The organism is Devosia equisanguinis (genome assembly GCF_900631955.1).
GTDB classification, from domain to species: domain Bacteria; phylum Pseudomonadota; class Alphaproteobacteria; order Rhizobiales; family Devosiaceae; genus Devosia; species Devosia equisanguinis.
This window is the reverse complement of the sequence record NZ_UZWD01000028.1, coordinates 85,963-111,272: the sequence shown is the minus strand read 5'-3', so window position 1 is coordinate 111,272 and position 25,310 is coordinate 85,963. Positions and strand designations below refer to the sequence as shown.

Below are 25,310 nucleotides of genomic sequence, written 5' to 3'. Positions count from 1 at the left end.
CGCCCCTCCTATCATATCGTGCTGGACCTGCCATGCCCGCCCTCAATCCCGCTTTTTCCGATATCGTCGAACTGCTGACCGCCGTGCCCGATGGCGACGATGCCGCCGTAGCGGCCGTACGGGCCCGCGAAATGCAGTTGACCAAGCCGGCCGGCTCGCTCGGCCGCATGGAAGAGCTGGTCGAGTTTCTGGCCCGCTGGCAGCACCGGTCGCGCCCCCGTCTCGACAACCCCATGGTCACCATTTTCGCCGGCAATCACGGCGTCACCGATCAGGGTGTCTCGGCCTTTCCGCGCGAAGTGACGGCTCAGATGGTCGCCAACTTCACCAATGGTGGCGCCGCCATTTCGCAGATATGCGGATTGCATGAAATCAATCTCAGAGTGTTCGAGCTGGCGCTGGAATTGCCCACCGGCGACATCACCCAGGAGGCTGCGCTCGACGACCAGATGTGCGCGGCCACCATCGCCTACGGTATGGAAGCGGTGGCGGGCAAACCTGATCTCATCGGCCTGGGCGAAATGGGGATCGGCAATACGACTATCGCTGCCGCCATCTATGCTGCGCTCTATGGTGGCAGCGGCGCCGACTGGGTCGGTCGTGGCACCGGCGTTGACGATGCCGGCCTCGCCCGCAAGGCCGATGCCGTTGATCGTGCCCTGGCGCGCCACGCCGGTGAACTCGACCATCCTCTCGCCATCCTTGCCCGCCTCGGCGGCCGTGAAATCGCTGCCATGCTCGGCGCTCTGATTGCCGCGCGTCACCAGAAGGTTCCGGTCATCGTCGATGGCTATGTGGCGACTGCGGCGGCCGCCATCGCCCATGCGGTCAATCCTGCATCGATCAACCACTGCCTTTTCGCCCATGTCTCGGCCGAAGGTGCCCATGCGCGTGTGCTCGAGAATATGGGCCAGACCGGCCTGCTCGATTTCGGCATGCGCCTGGGCGAAGGCAGCGGCGCGGCTCTCGCCATCGTCATGGCCAAGACCGCCCTTCACCTGCACAACAACATGGCGACCTTCGAAAGCGCCGCCGTCAGCGGCAAGGGCGACTGAGGTTTTTGGTGGCTCCCGGCACGCCGGCTGCCGCTCGCCTCACCGCGCCTTCGGCGCCAGTCCTTCGGGACCAGGAGCCAGCGCCAGCAGGTCAATCCCCATCTGCTGGCGGAAGCGCGCCACCGACGCGCTCGAAAGTTTGAACAAAGCCTCGATATCCTTGCGCGCCACTGCATCGTTGAGCGCGGCGTGCTCCAGAAGGAAGTTGAGGATATAACCCTCCGCCATTTCCTGCTTTTGCCGATCGTTCATGGTGCGGAAATTGGGGTCATCGGCGAGCGCCTGGCGCACCTGTGCCTGTACCGGGCCATTGTCGACCTTGGTGTCATAGGCCGCGTTGGCGGTAATCCAGTTGAGCACCCAATAGGCGGTCAGTGCGTCGGCAGCGTCACCGGTCTTGAGCCCGTCCGCCGCCACCAGCTCCTGCCAGATTTCACCGGGGCTGCGCTCGGCAAAGGCGGCCGCCAGCTGGTCGCGCGCCGGAATGCCGGCAGACCAGCGCACATTGTCGAGAAATTGCCGCTGCAGCCGGGCCGAAACCACCGCCGAAGGCCGATAGGTCGTCACAATGGCAGGCTGGTTGTCCCCGGGCGGTACGTTGAGGTTCTGCGCCGTGGCGCCCAGCGTCAGCATCAAAAGCGTCGCGACGGCGATGAGCATACGGTTCACGTGAGGTCTCCTGTGCCATGCCCTTTCCATGCCCTGATCCGGGCGAAATTGGGACGCATGTCTGGAATAGGCGACGACGGGATCAGCCGGCTTCCGAGTAGATCTCGAGCCGGTTGCGGCGCTGCACCACCGGAGCCACCGCATCCATGACCCGGGCGCGGGGGAAGGTGGCGATCACCTCGGTGCCGAAACGGAGCTTCGAGAACAGATCGAACCGGCCCTGATGCAGGTCCATGATCTTCTGGACGATCGGCAGGCCCAGGCCGGCACCCTGTTCGGCCGTCTTCTGCGCCAGCGAGCCCTGCCCGAACGAGGAGAGCACCGTCTCGATCTCGTTTTCGGGAATGCCGGGGCCATTGTCCTTGACCGAAATCAGCTGCCCGCCATCGGCGCTGCGCTGCACCACCAGGGTGACGCGGCCATTCTGCGGGGTGAACTTGATGGCGTTGGACAGAAGGTTGAGCAGTACCTGGCGGATCGCGCGTTCATCGCCCCACAGCTTGGGCAAGTTGTCGCCAATGCTGAACACCAGCTCGATCCCCTTGGACTTGGCGCGCAGCTCCATCATGCGGCGGCAGTCCTCGGCGATATCGGCCAGAGACACCACTTCCTCGTTGAGCTCATACTTGCCCGCTTCGATGCGGCTGAGGTCGAGCAGCTCGTTGATCAGGTTCAGCAAATGCTGGCCGCTGGAGTGAATGTCGCCGGCATATTCCTTGTATTGCGGCACCTGGTGCGGTCCCAGCAGTTCCGATTTCAGCACTTCGGAAAAGCCGATAATGGCGTTGAGCGGCGTGCGCAGCTCGTGGCTCATCGTCGCGAGGAATTGGCTCTTGGCGATATTGGCCTGTTCGGCATGGCGCCGGGCCTCGTCGGACATTTCGCGTGCTTCTTCCAGTTCGCCGATCAGCGTGTCCTTTTCCGCCTGATGCGAAATGGTCTCGAGCTCAGAGGCGTGCAACTGACGCGCGAGGAAAAGGAAGAACACCTCGCCACAGATCGCCACGGCGGCCAGAGTGTAATTCAGCGTACCGCCAAAGGCGATCAGCGTTCCTGCAACCGTCACCGTCACCGGCAGGGTGCTGGCAAGGGTCGCCGGGGGCAGGGTGTGTGCGGCCACCGCATTGGCGGCCACGCTGACCAGCACCATGGCGAACATCACAGGCGCGAGGTCTGCCGGATTGCCGACCAGGGTGAACAGGGCCAGCAAGGACAGGGCGATGCCGAATGCCGTCTCGGCCGCGACAAAGCTGGTTTTCCACTTTGTGGCGCTGAATTTGTTGGGGTCGCTGTGCTTGAACCTTCGTGCCGTGAGCACCACGACAAGCAGGCCGGCAATCACCATGCCTGCCCACAACGCCGAAAAAACCAGCGGCACCCAGAAGCTGGACAGCGTCGCCAGAATGCCGACAATCGCCGCCATTGGCAGCGTCGCGCCAAGGCGCGAGTCCGCATAATCATGCATCAGTTGGAAGTCGTAATCCGAGCGCGTACCGGAGCTCGAGGTCAGGCGCTGGCGCGCATCGAGCACGGTCTTGTGGGCTGTGCGCTTACCGTCACGCCCTTCAAATGCGCTGAAATCGGCGTCTCTGGCCAATTGCGACGGCATGGAACTCTTACTCGTTACTCAACACTGCGAACAAAAACGCGCTCGCTACACTATGGCTGGCACACTAGGAGCCTTGTGGTTAATACCCGGTGAAGGGATCCGGCCCCACGCATGCAACTTGCCACCACTTCGCGGTCAGTGCGGTTAACAAAGTCCTACGGGCGAAGTTATTTTTGCCCGCGCAATTTTATTGCTTATGATCGCCGAATGTGGCAGTTGGATAGCCGCAAATTTGGCAGTTTTACGCCGAATTGAAAATCATATTCCTGGGGGTCATGATGGCGCTGGACAAGATTGATCGGAAAATTCTGACGCTGCTTCAGAAGGATGCGACCATGCCGGTGGCCGAAATCGGCCGCAAGGTGGGCCTGTCCACCACCCCGTGCTGGCGCCGCATTCAGAAGATGGAAGAAGACGGTGTCATCCAGCGCCGCGTCGCCATTCTCGATCCGGCCAAGGTCAATGTGGGCGTCACCGTGTTCGTCTCAGTCAAGACCAACGAGCACAATGAAGGCTGGATGCGCAAGTTCTCCGGCGTCATCGACGAGTTTCCCGAAGTGGTCGAGTTCTACCGTATGAGCGGTGACGTCGACTATCTGATGCGCGTCGTCGTGCCCGACATCCAGGCCTATGATGCCTTCTACAAACGGCTGATCAGCAAGATCAACCTGACCGATGTGAGCTCCGCTTTCGCCATGGGCCAGATCAAATACACCACCGCCCTGCCACTCGACTTTGCCATCGTCGTCGACGACGAGAAATAAGTCTGCCGTGTCATCCTAAGACGCGATCCAGGCGGCGTTCTCGCGCCGCTGATAGACGATGGTTCAGCGCAACGCCGAGTGCCAAATGTCGAGTGCGCTGTCGATGAGGCCGGAGACGTCATTCGCCGCGGCTCTCTGATGAGCCGCGTCTTTTCGATACTGCCCGGGCGGCATGCCATAAGCCGAGCGGAAGGCCTTGCTGCAATGGCTTTCGCTGGCAAAGCCAAAGGCAAAGGCCAGCTGGGAAATCGAACGCGTCTCCGTGCTTCTGCGCAATGCACGTGCAAGTCGCTCCAGGCGTCGCCCGAGAATGTATCGAGCCACGCCTCCCGACGACTGGAACAGTTGATAGAGAACGGTACGCGACACACCTAAGCTGTGCGCGACATATGCTGCGTCCAACTGATCGTCGGCAAGGCGAGCGTCGATGAAAAGTTCGGCCCGCTCCCGACGCAGGCTGCCGGCCCCGGTATCACCGTGCTTTATCAGGTGGCCGCCATAATTGGCGAATGCACCCGCCGTGAGTTCGATCAGGGCCTGAGCCGCGCTGTCTGCTATGGCCGCCGGACTGTCCGCGCCTAGGCGCTTGAGCATGAGCATGAATTCGCCAAGCAAATGGGATGTGGAGGCGGGGAGGACGACGCCATGCATGGCAGGCGTTACCCGAAGTGTTGCCTCAATGAGATCTCGAGGCAGATTGATAGTGATCAGTTGAGCCAGGTTTGCCCAGTTCCGTTGCGGACGAGCCATGTCGAGGAGAATGATTTCCCCCGGCGATACGAGCCGCTCTTCTCCCGGTGGGCCACCGGTCCACTGGCCAGAGGTCACCATCTGGACGACGACATGGTCGAACCCGTCCTGTCGCGCGTGGCGTGCTTCCCTGACATGGGACACACCGCTGATCATGCGGTCGACAACGATCATGCGCGAAAGGCGGTGGGCGTGGGCCTCGGCGTGGAAGCCTTGCCCCGTGGCGGTCACGTTTGAGGCTACCGGATAGAGATCGTGGTAGCGGCCGAAACCGTCTTCGGCGTCCAGCGCTTTTGAGGAAAATCGAAAAGGCTGATCAACACTACCCAATGGAGCACTCGACGCTGTGTTTCACCGGCCTGTCCCTGCCATGACGGCAAGTCTTGCCGCGCTGGTGCACATAGACGGGTAGCTTTGCTCAACGTCGAAGTAAAGTGTCCTGCGGATCTTCCTTTGCCTCAAATAGCAGGTGGCCTGCGCCGATCAGCGCAAGCCACAAATGCCAAATAGGTCAGCGATTAGTCGTAACTGGCCTCGGCCCCGTCGAAATAGATCGTGTTCGCATCGCAAATGTCGATCGTAGTTACGTCACCATCGATGTTCGAGCCGTCCTCGGCTTCCCAAGTCACGTAAAACTCGATGTCGCAGGGGCCATCATAATTGAAGGCCATCTGAGCGGTCTCGCCACCCTTGAGTTTGAAGTTCATCCAGTTGGAGCTCCATTCACCGTTCTCCCCGGTATAGAAGCCGGTGATGATGTAGTCCGAGCTGTTCTGGATGTCGAAATTCATGCCGGCCGCATTGGCAGCGGTCGCCGATAGCATGGCAAGAGTGGCAGCAAGCGCGGCTGATTTGAAAGTCATCGTCACGTGACGGTCCTTGTATATGCTTGCCGAACATGACGCTGGCAAACGCTATGAGGTCTGAGTTTCTTGGTGAGCTAAGGGGTTATCGAGAGCGGCAGAGGCCGGTCGTCGTGGTCTCTTTGTCGCCATCGTCATAATTGATGCCAACCTTCTCGCCGGCAAGCGAAGCGATCGTGCCCGGATACCACTCACCGGCCTTTTTGAAATTGCACTCGACGCGGCTGCCGATCATCCAGTCATAAGGGCGCACGTCGCGCAGACTGACCGTCTCGCGCTCGCCGTCGTCATAACGGATTGTTACCTTGCCACCATTGATGGATTCGGCGATGCCAGCGAACCAGTAGCCGGACTTTTGGTAGTTCCCCAGAACCCAGTCGCCCACGGTTTGAGCATACGCACTGCTGCTGCCCAGCGCGATAATAGCGGCAAGCAGAATGAACGCATTCCTGATCAACTCTATGTCTCCCAATGTCGGGCACCGTGCTTGGTGCCCGTCGTGGGACTCTTATCCGCCACCGACCCCGTGCGCATTGTCGCGGTGTCCGGATGAATTGTACCAGCGTCCCGATTTTGGGCGGACCGGCCTAAGTCTCAGCCGCCCGTCACGCTCATATGGCGGGCGACGGCGGGTTCGCGGCCGGAACGGTCGACGACGAAGTCATGCCCCTTGGGCTTGATGCGCATGGCGTGGTCCAGCGCTGCGTCCAGGCCCGCCGCGCCACCCTCTCGCCAGGCGTCGCGCAGATTGACCTGGTCGTCCTGGCCCAGGCACAGAAACAATTGCCCCGTCGCCGTCAGCCGCACCCGATTGCAGCTTTCGCAGAAATTGTGGCTCATCGGGGTGATGAAGCCCAGCGTGCCGCCGGTTTCGGCCACATGCACATAGCGGGCAGGGCCGCCGGTGCGGGTATCGAGCCGGGTCAGCGTATAGCGCCGGGCCAACCGTTCATGCAGTTCGCGCAGCGGCAGATAGGAGTCCGCGCGGTCGATGTCCACCTCGCCCAGCGGCATGCCTTCGATCAGCGTCAGCCCCATGCCGCGTCCATGCGCCCAGGCCATCATCGGCTCGATCTCATCGTCATTGACGCCGCGCATCGCCACCATGTTGATCTTGATGGCGAGGCCCGCCGCCTGCGCGGCCTCTATGCCCGCCATGACATCTTCGATCCGTCCGCGTCTCGTGATGGCGCGAAACCTCTCGGCATCCAGCGTGTCCAGCGATACATTGAGCCGCCGCACCCCAGCCGCTTGCAGTTGCACGGCATATTTGGCGAGCTGGCTGCCATTGGTCGTCAGCGTCAGTTCCTCGAGCCCATTCCCGATCCGCCGCCCCAGCGCCGTGACCAGTTGCATGATGTCGCGTCGGACCAGCGGCTCCCCACCTGTCAGGCGGATCTTGGTGGTGCCGCGCGCGATGAAGGCGCCGGCCAGCGCTTCGATCTCCTCAAAGCTCAATACATCCCGCTTGGGCAGGAAGGTCATATCCTCGGCCATGCAGTAGACGCAGCGGAAATCGCAGCGGTCGGTCACTGAAATCCGAAGATAGGAGACGCGCCGGCCGAAGCCATCGATCAGGGGGCGCGCAACAGGGGAGGTCGTCGTCATGGCCACCACTTTACTGCCGCGGAGCGCAAGTGCAAAGCGCACAAAAAAAGGCCGCCTGTCGGCGGCCTCGTTGGTTCAGTCCGGATCGATCAGTGCTTGACGACAATCTGTGCGCCGACCTGGACGCGATCATAGAGATCCATCACGTCGTCATTGGTGAGGCGGATGCAGCCCGAGGAAACGGCCTGGCCGATGGACCAGGGCTCGGAGGTGCCGTGGACGCGATAAAGCGTCGAACCGATATAGAGCGCGCGGGCGCCGAGCGGATTTTCCGGGCCGCCGGGCATATAGGCCGGCAGGTCGGGAACGCGCTTGCGCATTGCCGGGGGCGGGGTCCAGCCGGGCCATTCGGCCTTGCGGGAAATGCGGTGTGTGCCGGACCAACGGAACCCGTCGCGGCCAACGCCGATGCCATACTTCATAGCCTTACCGCCTTCGAGTACCAGATAGAGGCGACGCTCGCTGGTTTCGATGACAATTGTGCCCGGCTTGTAGCTGGTCTGGTAATCGACGATCTGCTTCTTGATCGGGCTGCCACCACGATTGCGCTGCTGGGCGACAGCGCGCTCTTCGAATGTATTGGTATCGGGATTATACCAGCGCGCCGCAGCGGCCGGCAAAATGACACTGACCGACAAGAATATCGACATCACAAGCGCCATTGCGATTCTGAACTTGCTCATGCGTTCACAGGGCCTCTGCAGTGAGTGAGGTATGATTCGGATACCTCTAATGAATTCGGCTACTTACTTGCTTGCTGGTTAACCGCAAAGGGCCAAACGCCCCATTGCAGCCATAGATTGGTCATCATTGCCACATTGTGTTGCCGGCCGGTTACAGTGGTCGTTCACCAATGCGTGAACGCCGACTTTGGGATGGCTTGACATGGCGACGCTGCGCCTGCCAAACCCGCCGCGACTGTGGAGGAAAATGCCATGAGCGAGGCGCTGAAACGCGAGGCTGCCGCCCAGGCTTTGACCGAGGTGCGCTCGGGCATGCGGCTGGGGTTGGGGACCGGGTCGACGGCCAAGCATTTTGTCGAGCTGTTGGGCGAGAAAGTCGCCTCCGGTCTCGACGTCATCTGCGTGCCGACCTCCGAGGTGACGGCGGCGCAGGCGAAGAGCCTCGACATTCCGCTTTCCGATCTCGAAACTCTGGATCGGCTCGATCTCACTGTGGATGGTGCCGACGAGCTCGATGCAGCGCTTAATCTCATCAAAGGGGGCGGGGGCGCGCTCTTGCGCGAAAAGATCGTTGCCGCTGCGTCCGATGCGATGATCGTCATTGCCGACGGCACCAAGCTGGTCGAGACGCTCGGGCGTTTCCCGCTGCCGATCGAGGTCAATCGTTTCGGCTTGGGGGCAACCCGCCGCACCATCGCAGAAGTGCTGCTGGCCCATGGCGCCGAGGGGGGCCTCAAGCTCCGTGGCGAGGACAAGGGGACGCCTTTCGTGACCGACGGTGGACACCTCATTCTCGATGCTTTTTTTGGCCGCATTTCACGGCCAGAAGCGCTTTCGATGGATTTGCTGAACATTCCTGGTGTCGTCCAGCATGGATTGTTCCTCAATATGTGCAGCAAGGCTTATGTAGCGACGCCGGATGGCGTAAAACGTCTTCTCAAGAACAACTGACCAAGCGTGGATCGGGACAATATGGCTTTCTGGACAAACCCAAACCTGGTGCGCAACGCTCGGGCTCTCGTGGCGGCCGTGCTCACCATCGGCACTCTCGGCCTTTCCGTGCCGGCTATGGCTCAGGAAGTGGCGCCCGAGCACCTGGCTCTTGCCCGTAAATATATCGACCTGACGGATCGCGCCGCGGTGTTCGAGGTGACTGTCGTCGAGACCGGCATCGAGACCATGCAGCAGATCGTGCAGCAGAACCCCGAAATTCTGGACAAGACCAATGATGCCGTCGGCAAGGTCATCCAGGAATATAATGGTCGCAAGGGCGAACTGCTCGACCAGTTTGCGCGCGTCTATGCGGTGCGTTTCTCCATCGAAGAGCTGCAGCAGATTGTTGCCTTCTATGAATCGCCGGTCGGCATGAAGCTGTCCCAGGCCAATTCCGAGCTGAACACCGATCTGCAGCGCGTGCTGCAGGTCTATACCAACAATCTCAAGCGCGAGTTCTTCGCCAAGGTGCGCGCCGAGCTGCGTGCCCAGGGCATCGAGATCTGATCGCCTGCGCCCTGACGCATACCGGCCCCGCCTTGTGCGGGGTCTTTTTTTGTGCGAAGCGGCTTCCCACATTCATCGTTGATTGCCGATAAACTAATCCGGGGGCTTCCATGAGCTATGACTACGATCTTCTGGTGATCGGTGCCGGTTCAGGCGGTGTGCGCGCGGCGCGCATGGCCGCGACCTATGGCGCCAAGGTCGCCGTGATCGAGGAGTTCCGCGTCGGCGGCACCTGCGTCATCCGCGGTTGCGTGCCCAAGAAGCTCTATGTCTATGCTTCCCGCTTCAAGGACCAGTTCGACATTGCCTCCAGCTTCGGCTGGCAGGTCGATGCCAGCTTCGATTGGCCGGCCCTAGTCGCCGCCAAGGAGCGCGAAATCACGCGTCTCGAACATGCCTACACGTCCAATCTCGAAAAGCCCGGCGTCGAGATCATCCGCGACCGCGGCGTGGTCACTGGCACCAACAGCGTGCGCCTCGTCGCTGGCAATCGTGAACTGACCGCCGAGCGCATTCTCATCGCCACCGGCGCCCGTCCCTTCATTCCCGAAATTCCGGGCGCCGAACTGGCCATCACCTCCAACGAGGCCTTCGATCTGCCGGCGCTGCCGCGCTCGATCCTCATCGAAGGCGGCGGCTATGTGGCGGTGGAGTTCGCTACCATCTTTGCCGGGCTGGGCGTCGACACCACGCTCATCTACCGCGGCGACTGCGTCTTACGCGGGTTTGATGAGGACATGCGCCGCGGCCTCGAAGCCGGGCTCATCGACCGCGGCATTCGCCTCATCTACCAGACCAGCATCACTGCGCTTTCCGAAGCCGGCGACGATGTGCGCGCGACCTTCAGCGACGGCGTCTCCGCACCCTATGGTGCGGTCATGTTCGCCACCGGCCGTCGCCCCAATGTCGATGGGCTGGGGCTCGAAAGCGCCGGCGTAAAGGTCAACGATTTTGGCGTCATCGCCGTCGACAAGTTCTCCCAGACTTCGGTGCCCTCCATCTATGCGGTGGGCGATGTCACCGGCCGCGCCCAGCTGACCCCGGTCGCGATCCGTGAGGGCTGGTATTTCGCCGAAACCGTCTACAACAACAACCCGCTCTGGGTGGATCATTCCCTGATCCCCACCGCCGTTTTCGCTGAACCCGAAATCGGCACCGTCGGGCTCACCGAGCATGAAGCGGCCACGCATGGGGATATCGACGTCTATGTCGCGCGCTTCCGCCCGATGCAGAACACTCTCTCGACCCGTACCGAGCGCATGGTGCTCAAGCTGATCACCGAAAAGGATGGCGGCAAGGTACTTGGCGTCCACATCCTGGGCCCCAGCGCCGCGGAGATGATCCAGATTGTGGCCATCGCCGTCGGCATGTCCGCCACCAAGGCCGACTTCGACCGCACCATCGCGCTTCACCCCTCGGCGGCCGAGGAACTCGTGACCTTCAAGTCGCCCAGCTATATCTACCGTAATGGGCATAAGGTCTGATCCATGGGCCCTTGGCAGGCCTCCCGTAGATTGATAGACCGCCCACAAGCCCAGCAGTACCGGCGTAAGCGAGACCGACAATGACCAATTGGACCCCCAGTTCCTGGCGCGAGAAGCCGATCAAGCAGGTTCCGGCCTATCCGGATCCGGCGGCTCTTGTCGAAGCCGAACGCCAACTGGGCTCCTTCCCGCCGCTGGTCTTTGCCGGTGAAGCTCGCGAACTCAAGTCGCGCCTGGCCGCGGTGTCGCGTGGCGAGGCCTTCCTGCTGCAGGGCGGCGACTGCGCAGAGAGCTTTGCCGAACACGGCGCCGATCACATTCGCGACTTCTTCCGCGTCTTCCTGCAGATGGCGGTGGTGCTGACCCATGGCGCCTCCAAGCCGGTGGTCAAGGTCGGCCGCGTTGCCGGTCAGTTCGCCAAGCCGCGCTCCGCCGACACCGAAGTCATCGATGGCGTCGAGCTGCCCAGCTATCGCGGCGATATCATCAATGCCATCGACTTCAACGAAGCCTCCCGGGTGCCCGATCCGGATCGCATGCTGCAGGCCTATCGACAGTCGGCCGCCACGCTCAATCTGCTGCGCGCCTTCTCCATGGGCGGCTATGCCGAGCTGACCCGCATCCATGAATGGACCATGGGCTTCATGAAGGGCTCCAACTGGAGCACCCGCTTCGAGGAAGTTGCCCGTAAGATCGACGACGCCATCACCTTCATGGCGGCGCTTGGCCTCAACCCGGAAAACACGCCGGCGCTCAAGCAAACCAGTTTCTACACCAGCCATGAAGCGCTGCTTCTTGGCTATGAGGAAGCCCTGACCCGCCGCGACTCCATTTCCAACAATTGGTACGCCACCTCCGGCCATATGCTCTGGATCGGCGACCGCACCCGCAATCCCGATGAGGCGCATGTCGAATACTTTGCCGGCATTCACAACCCCATCGGCATCAAGTGCGGGCCCAGCCTCGTCAATGACGACCTTCTGCGCCTGCTCGATCGGCTGAACCCGACCGATGAAGCGGGCCGCATCACGCTGATTTCGCGTTTCGGAGCCGACAAGGTGCATGAACACCTGCCACGCCTGGTGGAAACCGTTCAGCGTGCCGGTCGTACCGTCGTCTGGTGCTGTGATCCGATGCATGGCAACACCATCAAGGCCTCGACGGGCTACAAGACCCGCCCCTTTGATCGCGTACTCTCGGAAGTCCGCAACTTCTTCGAAGTCCACCGCGAAATGGGCACCTATGCCGGTGGCGTGCATATCGAGATGACGGGCGACGACGTGACCGAGTGCGTTGGCGGCGTCTCTGCCGTCACCGAGACCACGCTGGCAGACCGCTACAACACCTATTGCGACCCGCGCCTCAATGCGAGCCAGGCGCTGGAACTGGCATTCCTGGTCGCCGAGGAAGTTCATGCCCAGAAGCCGCCTCGCCAGCAGCGTCTTGCGGGAGAATAATTCTCACCGCGCTGTGAACTGAATCCTGGGGCGGCGCGTTGATGTCTTCGGCGAGCGGCCTTTTTGCGATCGGGCATTGCCACTACGTCTCTACGGACCGCTAGAGTAGGCAATGCCCAAATCTTTGTTTCCCAATGCGTCCGCCGCCCAACGAGAGACGCTCGAACAAGATCCCGCGATAAGACTATTCAATACCCAGGATTGGGCTTCCAACCCGCTCGGCCCGATCCCCGAATGGCCCGATACCCTCAAGGGCGCGGTTCGCCTTATGGTGGCCGCCTCTACTCCTATGGCGATGATGGTCGGCCAGCAGGGCATCCTTCTCTACAACAATGGCTACGCCGACTTTGCCGGCCACAAGCACCCTCATATTTTTGGCATGCCGGCCCTCGAGGCCTGGCCGGAGATTGCCGACTTCAACCGGCTGAACATCGAGCGCGGCCTTCGGGGAGAGTCCTGGACGTTGAACGGCCAAGAATTGCTGCTCAACCGCCATGGCGAACTCGAATCCGTCTGGATGGACCTCCACTACAGCCCGATCATGGGCGATGATGGCCTGTCCATGGGCACCCTCTGCGTCGTGCATGAAACCACCGAGCGCGTACTGGCCGAACAGGCGCTGGCGCGCAGCGAAGAACGCATGGCGATGGCCATCAACGGCACCGATCTGGTCGGTACCTGGGACTGGGATGTGATCAACGACAAGGTCACCGCCGACGATCAGTTCGCCGCTTTGTTCGACCTCGATTCCCTGCGGGCCGGTCTCGGCGTGCCGATCCAGGAATTCCTGCGTGCCATTCACCCAGACGACGTCCAGCGTGTTGGCGAGGAGATAGCCCAGGCCCTGCGCGAAGGCTCGCCCTACAAGTCCGAATATCGCCTCTTGGGCAAAAATGGCGATGTCACCTGGGTGGTCGCCTCCGGCCGCCCCCGTACCGACGCCAATGGCCGGGTCAACCGTTTTCCAGGCGTCGCCATCGACGTTACGGCGCAGCATCGTGCCGTCGAAGCCCTGCGCGAAAGCGAACTGCAGTTCGGCACGCTGGCCGACACCATGCCGCAAATGGTGTGGTCAACCCGTCCCGACGGATTTCACGACTACTATAATGCGCGCTGGTACGAGTTCACCGGCATGAGGGAAGGCACGACAGACGGCGAAGGCTGGAACGGGATGTTTCATCCCGATGATCAGGAGCGTGCCTGGGCGGCCTGGCGCCACTCGCTCGCCACCGGCGAACCCTACCAAATCGAATACCGCCTGCGGCATCACAGCGGCGAATACCGCTGGACGCTCGGCCGGGCACTCCCCATCCGCGGCGAGGACGGGCAAATCCTTCGCTGGATCGGTACCTGTACCGACATCCATGAGTCACGGGTCGCCGCAGAAGAGCGGGAGCTCGTGGCCCAGGAGCTGAGCCACCGCATCAAGAACATCTTTGCCGTCCTCAATGGCATTATCGGTCTTTCCGCACGCAGCTACCCGGCTTCCAAGGATTTCGCCGACCAGCTCCGCCAGCGCATCTATGCGCTCGGTGAAGCCCACGACTTTGTCCGCCCGCATAGTGCTTTGTCGGCACCGACAGACGGGCAGGGCACGCTTGCCGCGCTCATCGCCCGGTTGATGCGCCCCTATAATGATGGTGCCGACCAGGCGCGCGTTGTCTTCCTCGGGGACGACATCCCCATCGATGACGCTGCCGCCACGCCCTTGGCGCTTCTGTTCCATGAATTGGCGACCAACGCCGCCAAATATGGCGGCCTGTCCGCGCCAGGTGGCAAAGTGGAGCTCACCGGTTCGCGTCTGCCCGACATGTACCGCCTGACCTGGCGGGAACTGGGGGGGCCAGAGACTTCCGAGCCTGTTCAATTGTCCGGCTTTGGTTCACGCCTCGTCAGCCTGTCGGTGGAGGGGCAGATGCGCGGGCATCTGGAACGCGAATGGAATGCCGGCGGTCTGGTAGTCGCGGTGCAAATTCCATACGAAGCGCTCAGCCGCTCAGACCGCCTCCGCCAGTGCATTCACGACTGATATCGGGCCGCACCAATGCAGAATTACGAAGCATCATTGCAGCGAAAGCTGCAACTGTGCCTCGGTTCACTCGGCAGAAAAGTATGGTAATTCAGGCGTAGCTGCCGTCGTTCCAGTCGAACAGCCGCATGCGCTGCGGTGGGTTCGCTTTCTTCCTCGTATGCTGGGCAACGGCGAAGTTCACCACATCATGCAGATCGCGATCCGTCGCCGGCTTTGGAAGCACGCCGAGCGTGCCCGGGACACCATCACCGAGCTGCGAGGGATTGGCGGTCATGAAAACCACCGTCACTCCATGCGTCTGCGCCAGGATGCGGCCAATGGTCATGCCCGTAGGGCCATCGCGCAAGTTGAGGTCGACCAGGGCCACGTCCACATTGCCTGCGAGCGCCAGAGCCGATTTCTGATCGGCAGCAATCCCCGCCGGAACGTGACCCATATCGGCGATCACGTCCTCGATTTCGGTTGCTACGATGATTTCGTCTTCGACGATAAGAATGCGGTAACTCATGGATACAAGGCTGGTTGGTTAAACTTTCAACTATCGACAGGAGTGCAACTCGCAATACTGCCCAGGGGTTGCGCAGATGTGATCACCGTTTCGCGCATAACCCGATGATGCGCTGTGCTCGTTACCAAACCACCAACATTCTGGCCACCCGCTTAGTGGAACATTAACCCTAACCGATCATAAACGGTGTGGAAGATGGCCGTTTTGCAGGCGGGGGACATGGAAATGATGCGCAGCGTTTCGACCACTTTGCTGGTACTCTTAACCACGACCGCACCCGCCTGGGCCGCCGATTATCTCACCCCGGGCCCCGATCTACGCCCGTCCTATCCCACGCAGTGGGAGATGGGCGAGGACAGTGGTCTGCATATCGAAGCCGGTGTCCGCTACTGGTACTCGTTTGGGGCGCAAAAACACCAGATCGGGCCGTACACACAGACCATGGATACCAAGACCCATGCCGGGGAAGTGTTCGTGCGCGTCGATGACCGGCCGACCCGTTCCTATCTCGAAGCCTCTGGCGCCTATGGCGTCGCCCATGAAGGCACCTACACCACCAATGGCGGGCCCGCCGTCAATCTGCCGGCCGCGCGCCTTGGCTATGGCGCTGCCGATTTTGGCTGGCTGCCTTTCGGCACTGACCAGGCCAGCTTCGGCTTCGTGACCGGCTATCACTACACTTATGATTCTCCCGACACCGGTCGCGCCAATTACACCACCGCGAAGAGTTCGAGCGACATCGCCTGGTCCAATGCCACCGGGCTCTGGAGTGTTGGTGCTGACAGCAAGACCAACGATTTTCACGTCCATGGCCTCAAGCTCGGTGTCGCCGGTCGTATCGATATGGGCATGTTCGACATCACCGGTGAAGCGGCTGCCACGCCCTATGCTTGGGTGAGCGGCACCGCTGGTTCCGCCCAAGTGGGCCCAAATGGCCCATTTGCTGGTGGGCCGTTCGGTGCCACCTCACTCCAGGCCTCGCCCGCTGCCATCAATGGCTTCGGATACGGCGCAAGCGGCAAACTCATGTTTGGCCTCAAGCCGACTGAGAACCTCGCCGTGCGTTTCGGCGGCCGCGCATCCTACCTCCAAGGTGCCTATGACGTGACCTGGGATCAGGCCACCATCACCCATCCGACCGCCAATCCAAGTGCACCGCCGGCCTTCTCTGCGCCTACACTGGCTAAGCAGGGTATCATCAGCAACAACAACCCGTTCTCCATGCTGCGCTATGGCCTGTTGGTCGAGGTGAGTGGACGGTTCTAGAGCAGGGGTGACCTGCTGGGCGCTTGCCCTTGCCGGGTTCACCCGGTAAGTCTCGCGCGTCTATGGATCGTGTCCATACCCCGTCCCAGCATTAGGCCATCATCGCCGTGACCGACCAGCTTCGTATTGCGCTCGCCCAGCTCAACCCCAAGGTCGGCGATCTGCCGGGAAATCTGGCCCTGGCGCGTCGGGCCCTGGCCGATGCCCAGGCGGCCAAGGCCGATATTCTCATGCTCTCCGAGCTGTTCCTCACCGGTTATTTCCCCGACGACCTGCTGTTCAAGAGCCAATTCGTCGCCGATGCCATGGAAACAGCGCGCAGCCTCATTGCCGATACCGCCGGCACCGATGTGGTGCTCATCCTGCCCACCATCTGGCAGGACAAGGGCAATCTCTACAATGCAGTTCTCGTCGGCGAAAACGGCGCGATCATCGCCACGCGCTACAAGCGCGAGCTGCCCAATACCGACGTCTTCTACGAAAAGCGCTATTTTGCCGCCGGTCCGTTGCCGCAGCCGGTCGATATCAAGGGCGTGCCCGTGGGCATACCGATCTGCGAAGATATCTGGCACCGCCCGGTCTGCGAGCATCTCGCCATGCGCGGTGCCGAGATCATGCTCTGCCCCAATGGCTCTCCCTACTGGACCGACAAGCAGCATGTCCGCAAGGACCTGGTGCGCGCCCGCGTCGGCGAAGACGACGTACCGCTCATCTATCTCAACCAGGTCGGCGGCCAGGACGAACTCGTCTTCGACGGCGCCTCTTTTGCCATGGAGCCCGGCGGCAAGCTGGTCGTGCAGGGCAAGTCCTTCGAGACCGATTTCATCGTCTCCGACTGGTCCCGCGGCGAGAACGGCTGGACCTGCACCAATGGCCGCGTCGAGGACCTGACCTCCGTCGAGGAAGCGCCCTGGCGCGCCGCCGTTCTCGGCCTGCGCGACTATGTCCAGAAAAACGGCTTCCGCGATGTGGTGCTGGGCCTTTCCGGCGGTATCGACAGCGCTGTCGTCGCTGCCATGGCGGTGGATGCCTTCGGCCCCGAAAAAGTCCACTGCATCATGCTGCCCTACCGCTACACCTCCGAGGATAGCCTCCGCGACGCCAAGGATTGTGCCACGCGCTTGGGTGTCCGTTATGACGTCGTCGCCATTGGCGATCCGGTGGACGCCGCCCTGCGTGAACTGCAGCCGATCTTTGGCAATCGCCCGCTCGATACCGCCGAGGAAAATATCCAGTCGCGCATGCGCGGCACCATTCTCATGGCTGTCTCCAACAAGCTCGGCTCCATGCTGCTGACCACCGGCAACAAGAGCGAGATGGGTGTCGGCTACGCCACCATCTATGGCGACATGAATGGCGGCTATAATCCGCTCAAGGACATGTTCAAGATGGAAGTCTATGCGCTGGCCGACTGGCGCAACAAGCATCTGCCCGGCGACTGCCTCGGCCCATCGGGCGAAGTCATTCCGCAGTCGATCATCGACAAGGCCCCCAGCGCCGAACTGCGTCCCGACCAGACCGATCAGGACAGCCTGCCGCCCTATCCGGTGCTCGATGACATCCTGCGGTCCATCGTCGAGGACGAAATGTCCCTCGGTGAGGTGGTGGCGCGCGGCCATGATCCGGCCCTGGTCAAACGCATCGAGCGCCTGCTCAACATCGCAGAATACAAGCGCCGCCAGTCCGCGCCTGGCCCGAAACTGACCCCGCGCGCCTTCGGCCTCGGCCGCAAATATCCCATTACCAATGGCTATAAGGATTTCACTGTCGGATGAGTGTCATCGTACGCTGGGCGCCCTCGCCAACCGGCCGCATTCATCTGGGCAATGCCCGGCCTGCGCTGCTCAACTGGTTCTTCGCCCGTCGTCACGGCGGCAAATATGTGCTGCGCATGGACGATACCGACCTGGCGCGCTCCACCCGCGACTTTGCCGATGGCATCGAAGAGGACCTTGCTTGGCTTGGCGTCACCCCGGACTTCCTGGTCCGCCAGTCTGAGCGCACCGCCCTTTATGACGCTGCCCGCGACCGCCTGATCGCCGCTGGACGCCTCTATCCCTGCTACGAAACCGAGGAAGAGCTCGATCGCAAGCGGGCCCGCGCCCGCCTTCTCGGCAAGCCGCCGATCTATGACCGCGCCGCCCTGGCACTCACCGACGAAGATCGCGCGCGCCTTGAGGCCGAGGGGCGCAAGCCACATTGGCGCTTTAGGCTCGATGGCCGTCCGGTACAGTTCGCCGACCTCATCAAGGGCGCGCAGACCGTCAATACCGGCTCCATGTCCGACCCGGTGCTGATCCGCGCCGACGGTTCGTATCTCTATACGCTCCCCTCCGTCGTCGACGATATCGACCTGGGCATTACCCACGTCATCCGCGGCGAGGATCACGTCTCCAATACCGGCACGCAGATCGAGATCTTTGAGGCGCTGGGCGGAACGGTGCCGACCTTTGCCCACCATAACCTGCTGACTGACGCGCAGGGGCAGGGTTTCTCCAAGCGCCTTGGCTCTCAGTCCATCGCCGACTTCCGCGCCGAGGGCTATGAGCCGCTGGCCATCGCCATCATGGCGACGCTCACCGGCACGAGCCTTCCCATCGAGCCCTATGACGGTCTCGATGCCATTGCCGCAGTGCTCGATTTCTCGATGATTTCCCATGGCGCGGCGCGCTTCGACCCCGCCGAGCTCGACGGCCTCAACGCGCGTCTCCTCCATACCATGCCCTATGCCGCCGCCGCGCCGCGCCTTTCGGCCCTGGGGCTTGAAGGCGAAGCCATGTGGCTGCTGCTGCGCGAAAACCTGGCACGGTTTGCCGATATTGCCGAATGGGCAAAACTGCTCACCGGCCCGATCGAGCCGGTCGTGGCGCCCGAGGATGCTGAGTTTATTGCTCTCGCCAAGGCGCTGCTGCCACCCGAGCCCTGGGACGACACCACCTGGGGCCAATGGACCAATGCGCTCAAAACAGCCACCGGGCGCAAGGGCAAGACCTTGTTCCTGCCGCTGCGCATGGCCCTGACGGGCCGCCATGATGGCCCTGAGCTTAAGTCCCTGCTCGTCCTGCTTGGGCGTAAGGCGTGTCTGGACCGACTACCCTGACCGCCTTGTCGCCGAAATGCACGATGCGCATGCTTGGCTCCACCGGCGCCTGAGCGCTGGTCGGCAGGGCGGCGACTTCGCCCGGTCCGGCCGGGCGGCGACGCGGGAAGGGCACCTCGATCATGGCCACGGTTTCCACCGGCGCGGCCGCAACCGCGGCCTGCACCGGCACCACGCCGCGCGGATCGCGCAGGGGCAGGGGGAAACTGACGCCATTGACCTCGATGATCGAGCGATTGCTGCCATCGGGCGCGGCCGCCAGCGTCACGGCGCCGCTGCTGGTCGGTTTCGCCCGGCAGCTCGCCTCGCGGTCAAAATTGTTGCGATAGGCAAAGGCCGTCGGCAGCGACGTATAGGGCGACCCCGACATATTGCGCATCTGCTCCGGCTCCTGGCCGGGATTGTCGTAATAGTAGAGATCGACCGCCGTGTTCGGACACATGGCCTGGCAGGTCTGTGCGTCCTGGCCGATGAAATCGGAAATGGTCGAATAGCTGATCGGCCAGAAATAGCCGTCCGTCAGCCGCACGCACACTGTGCGGATAGTGTTGTAGCCCTGATAGCCCCAATAGTCGCCGCCATCAATGAAATCGCCATTGGTGAAATCACCCTCGGTGGTGCTGCCGAAGATGCGGTCGAAAATGCCCTGGCGTTCCTGGTTGAAGTTGGCGCTGGAGCCTTGGGTTGCGCAGCCGAAACGGGCCATTTCCTGCAGGATCGCCTCGCGCTGCTGGGCGATGGCACCGGCAGTCTCAACCGATTTGGAGACATTGGCGAACTGGTCGCGCAGGCGCAGCACTTCGCGCGCGATCTGCTGGCACTGGCGCGTCAGCGTCCGCCCGGCCTTGGCATCGTCGTTGCAACCCTCGCGGATATAGCGGCTTTCCGCGTTCTGCACGTCGCGTTGCAACTGCCGCGCCGCCTGGGAATTGCCGTCGAACTGGCGGAAATCCGAATTGCGGTCGAACTGCTGCAGGGCGTTGACGAGACGATTGCACTGGCTCGACTGCGCATGGGCCATTTCCACGTCCAGCGCGAAAAAAATCATCGCCAGAAGCCCGAACACTATGGCGCGCACGCCGTTTCTGCTGATCGTCACCATGTCGTCCCGTTTGCGGCCGTCAACGTATTGCGGCCTGCCGCCCTTAAGACATCGCTAGGGCCATTGGCAACATTATAGCGTTGAGTCGGAGGCGCGATAGCGCGCCAGGGCAACACAACAGCGAGAGAACCGCCGCATGAAACTGGCAACCCTGCGCTCTTCCCGCCCCGATGGGCAATTGGTCGTGGTTTCGTCGGCGACCGATCGCTGCGTTTCGGCCGGCCGCATCGCACCCACACTTCAAGCCGCCCTCGACGACTGGGACATGGCCGCTCCGGCGCTCGAACAGCTCGGTGCTCAGCTCGACGCCGGCGCCATCGCCGGTCAGCCCTTCGATCCTGCCGCCGCCCTGGCCCCGCTGCCGCGCGCCTTTCAGTGGATCGATGGCTCCGGCTATATGAGCCATCTTGAGCGCGTCCGTTCGCTCAAGGGCAGCAAGGATGCGGAGCTGCAATCTGTACGCCCGCTGCTCTATCAGGGCGGCTCCGATTCGCTCTCCGCGCCCACCGCGCCCATTCTGGTCACCGCTGACGATCTGGCGCTCGATTTCGAGGCCGAGGTCGCCGTTATCACCGGGCCGGTGCCCATGGGTGCAACACGCGAACAAGCCAGCGCCGCCATTCGCCTCATCACCATTTGCAACGACGTCTCGCTGCGCAAGCTGGTGGCCGATGACCTGCAGAACGGCTTCGGCTTCTTCCACTCCAAGCCGTCCACATCCTTTGCGCCTATTGTCATCAGCCCTGGCAGCCTCGGCAGCGCCTGGCGCGACAATCGCCTGCACCTGCCGGTGCGTATCGAGGTCAATGGCACGCTTTACGGTCAACCTAATGCCGGTATCGGCGTGCATTTCGACTTCGCCGACCTGATCGTCGAAGCCAGCCGCACAAGGGCGCTTGGCGCCGGCACTATTGTCGGCGGCGGCACGGTGTCCAATGCCCATGATGAAACCCTGCCGATCAAGCGCGACAATATCGGCTTTGCCTGCATCGCCGAGGCGCGCACGGCCGAGAAGGCCAAATATGGCCGCGCCCGCACTCCCTTCCTCAAGTCCGGTGATCGGGTGAAAATCGGTGCCATTGGTGCCGGAGGCGAGGCGGTTTTCGGCTTCATCGATCAGCCGGTCACAGTGCTGCCGCGATGACGGATAACATTCCCGTGTTTGCGTTGGGTGCTGTGTCCCGGCATGCAATGGTGCCTGTATGGGAAAGTGTTTTCCCTATCCTGCCGAGAGGCAGCGACCGCGCCACGCGCTGAGTGGCCAGACAAATTCTCTTTCGCCTCCAAAGCGAATAGGGCGGCCTTCGGGTCGCCCTTTTTTGTTTTCACTTGCTTTCTTGTCCTCGCCCGGTCAATCTCCGGCACCATGAAGACCAAGTGCACCATTACCTGCTGCATTATTAGCTGCTAACCCAAGCGTTGGCGGAGTGGTCTTCTACATCCCGATAGTCAAAAACGGATAGAGGCTCCCCCGCCAGGGCACATTTATGTCTGGCCACAGGAAGCCTTTATGACCACGGCAAAGCCGCAGATCAGCCTCTACAATACGCTCACCCGCTCCAAGGCGCCCTTCGTGCCCATGGATGCGACCAATGTGCGCCTCTATGCCTGCGGCCCCACGGTTTACGACTTCGCCCATATCGGCAATGGCCGCGCTGCCATCGTCTTCGACCTGCTGTTCCGCGTCCTGCGCCACGTCTATGGACCCGAGCACGTTACCTATGTGCGCAACATCACCGACGTGGATGACAAGATCAACGCCCGCGCCCTGCGCGACCATCCCGACCTGCCGCTGAACGAGGCCATCCGCAAGGTTACTGAAACTACGGCTGCCCAATATCAGAAGGACGTCGCCGCGCTCGGCTGCCTCGAGCCCAGCGTGCAGCCGCGCGCCACCGAAAACATCGATGAAATGCAGGCCATGATCGGGGCGCTGATCGCGCGCGGCCACGCCTATGCGGCCGGTGGCGAAGTGCTGTTCCGCACCCGTTCCATGCCCGATTATGGCCAGCTCTCGGGGCGCAACCTCGAAGACAATCTGGCCGGCGCCCGCATCGCCGTCGATGCCCACAAGGAAGACCCGGCCGACTTCGTACTCTGGAAGCTGTCCTCGCCCGAGGAACCCGGCTGGGACAGCCCCTGGGGCCGCGGCCGCCCCGGCTGGCATATCGAGTGCTCTGCCATGTCCGAGCGCTATCTCGGCAAGACCTTCGACATTCACGGCGGCGGGCTCGACCTCATCTTCCCGCACCACGAAAACGAAATCGCCCAGTCCCGTTGCGCTCATGGCTCCCACGCCATGGCCAATGTCTGGATGCACAACGGCTTCCTGATGGTGGAAGGCCAGAAGATGTCCAAATCCCTGGGCAACTTCTTCACCATCCACCAGCTGCTCGAAACCGAAGACTTCGGCGGTCGCAAATGGCCCGGCGAAGTCCTGCGCCTGGCCATGCTGATGACCAGCTACCGCGAGCCGATTGATTTCACGGTGAGGAGGCTGGAAGAGGCATTGACGCTGCTCGAACGCTGGGAACGTGCCGCGGGCGATGCCGCGCCAGCAGCCCAGCTTTCGAGTGATCTCGTCGAGCGCTTGGTCGACGATCTCGACACGCCCGCCGTGATCAACCGCATCCACACCCTGATCCTGGAAGAAGGCCGCGCCGCAGATGGTCTCGCCTTGGCCGCCCTCATGGGCATCACGGTAAAGCGTGATGTTGCTGTGGACGACACCGTCGCCACCCAGATCGCCGCCCGCCTCGCCGCCCTCAACGCCAAGGACTTCGCCGAAGCCGACCGCATCCGCAACGATCTTGCCGAGCAGGGCATCGCCTTGATGGACTACAAGGACGAAGCCGGTCAGCGCCAGACCAAGTGGGAGGTGAAGCGGTAGATGTCTGCGCAAGCGGATAAAACCCCTCACCCGTCTCGGCCCTTGGCTGATCCACCCTCTCCCACAAGGGGAGAGGGGAACACCGCGCATAGACCGGCCACCGCGCGCCCTTCTCCCCTCGTGGGAGAAGGTGCCCAAAGGGCGGATGAGGGGGACCTTGCCAGCCAGTCCACCAGGCTTCGGAATTTCGCCCGTTCCATGCGCCGCAAGCCTACGGAGGCGGAGCAGGCGCTTTGGCTTCTTCTGCGTGATCGTCGTTTCTTGGGCTTCAAGTTCCGACGTCAGGTGCCTATCGGCCCATATGTCGCTGACTTCGTCTGCTATGCATCCAAGCTGGTCATTGAGGCCGATGGGTTGCAACACGCCGAGAGTGCCCGCGATTTGATACGAGATGCTGAGCTGTCTCGCCGTGGCTTTCGGCTGCTTCGCTTGTGGAACCACGACATTCTGGCCCGCCCGCAAGGGGTTGCGGAGCTTATCTGGTCTGAGCTGCAGGGCGGCAAGCCATGACAAACCGGCCTTCCAGAACCGCCGTCTGCCATGTCTGTGAACTGTCAGCAGTCCTCCTGACACCCCCTGTCACGGTTTCGCGATCAACCGATGCCTCCACACCAAAGGAGACATTGCAATGATCGACCATACCGGTATCCTCGTCGCCGACTGGGCCAAGTCCAAGGCCTTTTATGACGCCGCGTTCGCCCCACTCGGCTATACTCTGCTGGCCGAAGTGCCGGTCGAATATACCGGCGGCGTCAAGGTTGGCGGCTATGGCAAGGGCAAGCCTGATTTCTGGCTGACCGAAAGCCAGGATGTCGGTCCCGGCCGCCACTATGCCTTCGTTGCCAAGTCCACGGCCGAAGTCGACGCTTTCTATGCCGCGGCCATGGCTTCCGGCGGCAAGGACAATGGTGGGCCCGGTCCGCGTCCGCATTACCACGAGCACTATTACGGTGCTTTCGTGATCGATCCCGATGGCAACAATGTCGAGGCGGTATTTCATGGTGGATAGAGAAGCCCATACCGGAGGCTGCCAATGCGGCGCCGTGCGATTCAGGGTGACCCGTTTGGGTCGCCCGTCCATCTGCCATTGCCGCATGTGCCAAAAGGCCTTTGGCGGCTTTTTTGGCCCCCTTGTCACCGCCCATAACGCGGTCTGGACCCGCGGCGAGCCCAAATGGTTCCAGTCCTCCAATGCCGCCCGCCGCGCCTTTTGCGGCGATTGCGGCACTCCACTTGCCTATGAGACGCGCTTCGGGCTGGAACTGGCCATCGGTGCCTTCGACGAACCCACCGTCGCCGCCCCGGAAATCCAGGTGAATCTTCACGATCGCCAGCCCTTCTTTGCCGGCCTCAGCACGCTGCCCGAACGCCATGACGTCAGCGACGAGTGGCGCGATTTCATGGCCGGCATCCATTCCAACCAGCATCCCGATCACGACACGGCCGACTGGCCGCCGCGCGGAGAAGACGATGAGTGAAGCCTGGTCCGGCGGCTGCCAGTGTGGCGCGGTGCGCTATGTGTTCAGCCAGAAGCCGCAAGGCGCCCACATCTGCCATTGCCGCATGTGCCAGAAAGCCTTCGGCGCTTTCTATGCCCCGCTGGTCGGCGGCCCAATGCAAACCTTCACGGTGACGCGCGGCGAAATCGCCCTGTTCCGTTCGTCCGATCAGGTCGAGCGCGGTTTTTGCCGCGATTGCGGTACGCCCCTGAGCTTTGCCTATATTGATGGCGACTGGATGAGCGTCTCCATCGGCTCGCTCGACCATCCAGAAGCCTTCCCGCCTAAGGACCAGCACGGTACCGAAAGCCGCCTGAACTGGGCCAATGGCCTTGGCGCGCTTCCCGATGTCGCGCCGACCGAGGAACGGCATCCCGAAACCGCAGCCTTCATCAAGTCCACCAACCACCAGCATCCCGACCACGACACATCTGTCTGGCCACCCAAGTAAGCATCCGAGTTAGGCCCCCG

Annotated in this window: 25 protein-coding genes; 16 read left to right on the top strand and 9 right to left on the bottom strand. The window is 62.0% G+C overall.

Going from position 1 to position 25,310, the window contains the following annotated elements:
- Nucleotides 1-32 precede the first annotated feature (32 nt).
- Entirely contained in the window at nucleotides 33-1,055 is a 1,023-nt protein-coding gene (gene cobT / locus DEVEQU_RS11695; RefSeq protein ID WP_126150761.1) for a nicotinate-nucleotide--dimethylbenzimidazole phosphoribosyltransferase, read from the top strand.
- A 39-nt stretch (nucleotides 1,056-1,094) separates the two neighbouring features.
- Here cobT and DEVEQU_RS11690 read toward each other — a convergent pair whose 3' ends face one another.
- Both DEVEQU_RS11690 and DEVEQU_RS11685 read right to left on the bottom strand, forming a co-directional pair.
- Entirely contained in the window at nucleotides 1,095-1,715 is a 621-nt protein-coding gene (locus DEVEQU_RS11690) for a DUF6683 family protein (protein WP_329601466.1), read from the bottom strand.
- A gap of 91 nt (nucleotides 1,716-1,806) precedes the next feature.
- Complete coding sequence (locus DEVEQU_RS11685) at nucleotides 1,807-3,333, bottom strand: sensor histidine kinase (protein WP_126150759.1); 1,527 nt, start codon at nucleotides 3,331-3,333, stop codon at nucleotides 1,807-1,809.
- A 284-nt stretch (nucleotides 3,334-3,617) separates the two neighbouring features.
- On the opposite strand from DEVEQU_RS11685, the gene DEVEQU_RS11680 reads away from it, so the two are divergent.
- Nucleotides 3,618-4,097, top strand: coding sequence for an Lrp/AsnC family transcriptional regulator (locus tag DEVEQU_RS11680; RefSeq protein WP_126150802.1), 480 nt, complete (start codon nucleotides 3,618-3,620; stop codon nucleotides 4,095-4,097).
- A 63-nt stretch (nucleotides 4,098-4,160) separates the two neighbouring features.
- Here DEVEQU_RS11680 and DEVEQU_RS11675 read toward each other — a convergent pair whose 3' ends face one another.
- From DEVEQU_RS11675 to DEVEQU_RS11655, 5 genes are all read right to left on the bottom strand, one after another.
- Complete coding sequence (locus tag DEVEQU_RS11675) at nucleotides 4,161-5,177, bottom strand: helix-turn-helix domain-containing protein (protein ID WP_126150758.1); 1,017 nt, start codon at nucleotides 5,175-5,177, stop codon at nucleotides 4,161-4,163.
- A 188-nt stretch (nucleotides 5,178-5,365) separates the two neighbouring features.
- Nucleotides 5,366-5,710 (bottom strand): hypothetical protein, encoded by a 345-nt coding sequence (locus DEVEQU_RS11670; protein WP_126150757.1) that lies wholly within the window; start codon nucleotides 5,708-5,710, stop codon nucleotides 5,366-5,368.
- A gap of 85 nt (nucleotides 5,711-5,795) precedes the next feature.
- A complete protein-coding gene (locus DEVEQU_RS11665; RefSeq protein WP_223214196.1) occupies nucleotides 5,796-6,167 on the bottom strand; it encodes a tudor domain-containing protein in 372 nt (123 codons plus the stop codon).
- Nucleotides 6,168-6,304: 137 nt separating this feature from the next.
- Nucleotides 6,305-7,318, bottom strand: coding sequence for a GTP 3',8-cyclase MoaA (gene moaA / locus DEVEQU_RS11660; protein WP_126150756.1), 1,014 nt, complete (start codon nucleotides 7,316-7,318; stop codon nucleotides 6,305-6,307).
- Nucleotides 7,319-7,407: 89 nt separating this feature from the next.
- Nucleotides 7,408-7,968: a L,D-transpeptidase gene (locus DEVEQU_RS11655; protein ID WP_223214195.1), complete on the bottom strand. Its 561-nt coding sequence runs from the start codon at nucleotides 7,966-7,968 to the stop codon at nucleotides 7,408-7,410.
- A 285-nt stretch (nucleotides 7,969-8,253) separates the two neighbouring features.
- Here DEVEQU_RS11655 and rpiA point away from each other — a divergent pair, with 285 nt between their 5' ends.
- From rpiA to DEVEQU_RS11630, 5 genes are all read left to right on the top strand, one after another.
- A complete protein-coding gene (gene rpiA / locus DEVEQU_RS11650) occupies nucleotides 8,254-8,952 on the top strand; it encodes a ribose-5-phosphate isomerase RpiA (protein WP_126150754.1) in 699 nt (232 codons plus the stop codon).
- 21 nt (nucleotides 8,953-8,973) lie between these two features.
- Nucleotides 8,974-9,501, top strand: coding sequence for a DUF2059 domain-containing protein (locus DEVEQU_RS11645; RefSeq protein WP_126150753.1), 528 nt, complete (start codon nucleotides 8,974-8,976; stop codon nucleotides 9,499-9,501).
- Between the two features lie 110 nt (nucleotides 9,502-9,611).
- Complete coding sequence (gene gor, locus DEVEQU_RS11640) at nucleotides 9,612-10,985, top strand: glutathione-disulfide reductase (protein WP_126150752.1); 1,374 nt, start codon at nucleotides 9,612-9,614, stop codon at nucleotides 10,983-10,985.
- Nucleotides 10,986-11,065: 80 nt separating this feature from the next.
- Nucleotides 11,066-12,442 carry a class II 3-deoxy-7-phosphoheptulonate synthase gene (locus DEVEQU_RS11635; RefSeq protein WP_126150751.1) on the top strand — a complete coding sequence of 459 codons (1,377 nt, stop codon included), beginning with the start codon at nucleotides 11,066-11,068 and terminating at the stop codon, nucleotides 12,440-12,442.
- 112 nt (nucleotides 12,443-12,554) lie between these two features.
- The gene (locus tag DEVEQU_RS11630; protein ID WP_206437836.1) at nucleotides 12,555-14,471 is read left to right on the top strand and encodes a PAS domain-containing protein; all 1,917 of its coding nucleotides are present in this window, start codon (nucleotides 12,555-12,557) and stop codon (nucleotides 14,469-14,471) included.
- Nucleotides 14,472-14,562: 91 nt separating this feature from the next.
- Here DEVEQU_RS11630 and DEVEQU_RS11625 read toward each other — a convergent pair whose 3' ends face one another.
- Entirely contained in the window at nucleotides 14,563-14,982 is a 420-nt protein-coding gene (locus tag DEVEQU_RS11625) for a response regulator (RefSeq protein ID WP_126150750.1), read from the bottom strand.
- A gap of 225 nt (nucleotides 14,983-15,207) precedes the next feature.
- On the opposite strand from DEVEQU_RS11625, the gene DEVEQU_RS11620 reads away from it, so the two are divergent.
- From DEVEQU_RS11620 to gltX, 3 genes are all read left to right on the top strand, one after another.
- Nucleotides 15,208-16,248, top strand: coding sequence for a hypothetical protein (locus tag DEVEQU_RS11620; protein ID WP_126150749.1), 1,041 nt, complete (start codon nucleotides 15,208-15,210; stop codon nucleotides 16,246-16,248).
- Between the two features lie 101 nt (nucleotides 16,249-16,349).
- On the top strand, nucleotides 16,350-18,023 hold the full coding sequence (locus DEVEQU_RS11615) for an NAD+ synthase (RefSeq protein WP_386849542.1): 1,674 nt from the start codon (nucleotides 16,350-16,352) through the stop codon (nucleotides 18,021-18,023).
- Nucleotides 18,020-19,348: a glutamate--tRNA ligase gene (gltX, locus tag DEVEQU_RS11610; RefSeq protein WP_126150747.1), complete on the top strand. Its 1,329-nt coding sequence runs from the start codon at nucleotides 18,020-18,022 to the stop codon at nucleotides 19,346-19,348. Before DEVEQU_RS11615 ends, gltX begins: the two co-directional genes overlap by 4 nt.
- Here the strand turns inward: gltX and DEVEQU_RS11605 are convergent.
- A complete protein-coding gene (locus tag DEVEQU_RS11605; RefSeq protein ID WP_164550361.1) occupies nucleotides 19,293-20,447 on the bottom strand; it encodes a DUF2865 domain-containing protein in 1,155 nt (384 codons plus the stop codon). The two genes, gltX and DEVEQU_RS11605, sit on opposite strands and share 56 nt — an antisense overlap.
- Nucleotides 20,448-20,586: 139 nt before the next feature.
- Here DEVEQU_RS11605 and DEVEQU_RS11600 point away from each other — a divergent pair, with 139 nt between their 5' ends.
- The 6 genes from DEVEQU_RS11600 to DEVEQU_RS11575 all read left to right on the top strand — a co-directional run bounded on the left by DEVEQU_RS11600 (nucleotide 20,587) and on the right by DEVEQU_RS11575 (nucleotide 25,290).
- Nucleotides 20,587-21,594 carry a fumarylacetoacetate hydrolase family protein gene (locus tag DEVEQU_RS11600; protein ID WP_126150745.1) on the top strand — a complete coding sequence of 336 codons (1,008 nt, stop codon included), beginning with the start codon at nucleotides 20,587-20,589 and terminating at the stop codon, nucleotides 21,592-21,594.
- Between the two features lie 366 nt (nucleotides 21,595-21,960).
- Nucleotides 21,961-23,340 (top strand): cysteine--tRNA ligase, encoded by a 1,380-nt coding sequence (gene cysS, locus DEVEQU_RS11595; RefSeq protein WP_126150744.1) that lies wholly within the window; start codon nucleotides 21,961-21,963, stop codon nucleotides 23,338-23,340.
- A 120-nt stretch (nucleotides 23,341-23,460) separates the two neighbouring features.
- The gene (locus DEVEQU_RS11590) at nucleotides 23,461-23,850 is read left to right on the top strand and encodes an endonuclease domain-containing protein (RefSeq protein ID WP_223214198.1); all 390 of its coding nucleotides are present in this window, start codon (nucleotides 23,461-23,463) and stop codon (nucleotides 23,848-23,850) included.
- 118 nt (nucleotides 23,851-23,968) lie between these two features.
- Nucleotides 23,969-24,349, top strand: coding sequence for a VOC family protein (locus DEVEQU_RS11585; protein ID WP_126150742.1), 381 nt, complete (start codon nucleotides 23,969-23,971; stop codon nucleotides 24,347-24,349).
- Nucleotides 24,339-24,818 carry a GFA family protein gene (locus DEVEQU_RS11580; RefSeq protein ID WP_126150741.1) on the top strand — a complete coding sequence of 160 codons (480 nt, stop codon included), beginning with the start codon at nucleotides 24,339-24,341 and terminating at the stop codon, nucleotides 24,816-24,818. Before DEVEQU_RS11585 ends, DEVEQU_RS11580 begins: the two co-directional genes overlap by 11 nt.
- Nucleotides 24,811-25,290 carry a GFA family protein gene (locus DEVEQU_RS11575; RefSeq protein ID WP_126150740.1) on the top strand — a complete coding sequence of 160 codons (480 nt, stop codon included), beginning with the start codon at nucleotides 24,811-24,813 and terminating at the stop codon, nucleotides 25,288-25,290. Before DEVEQU_RS11580 ends, DEVEQU_RS11575 begins: the two co-directional genes overlap by 8 nt.
- Nucleotides 25,291-25,310 lie beyond the last annotated feature (20 nt).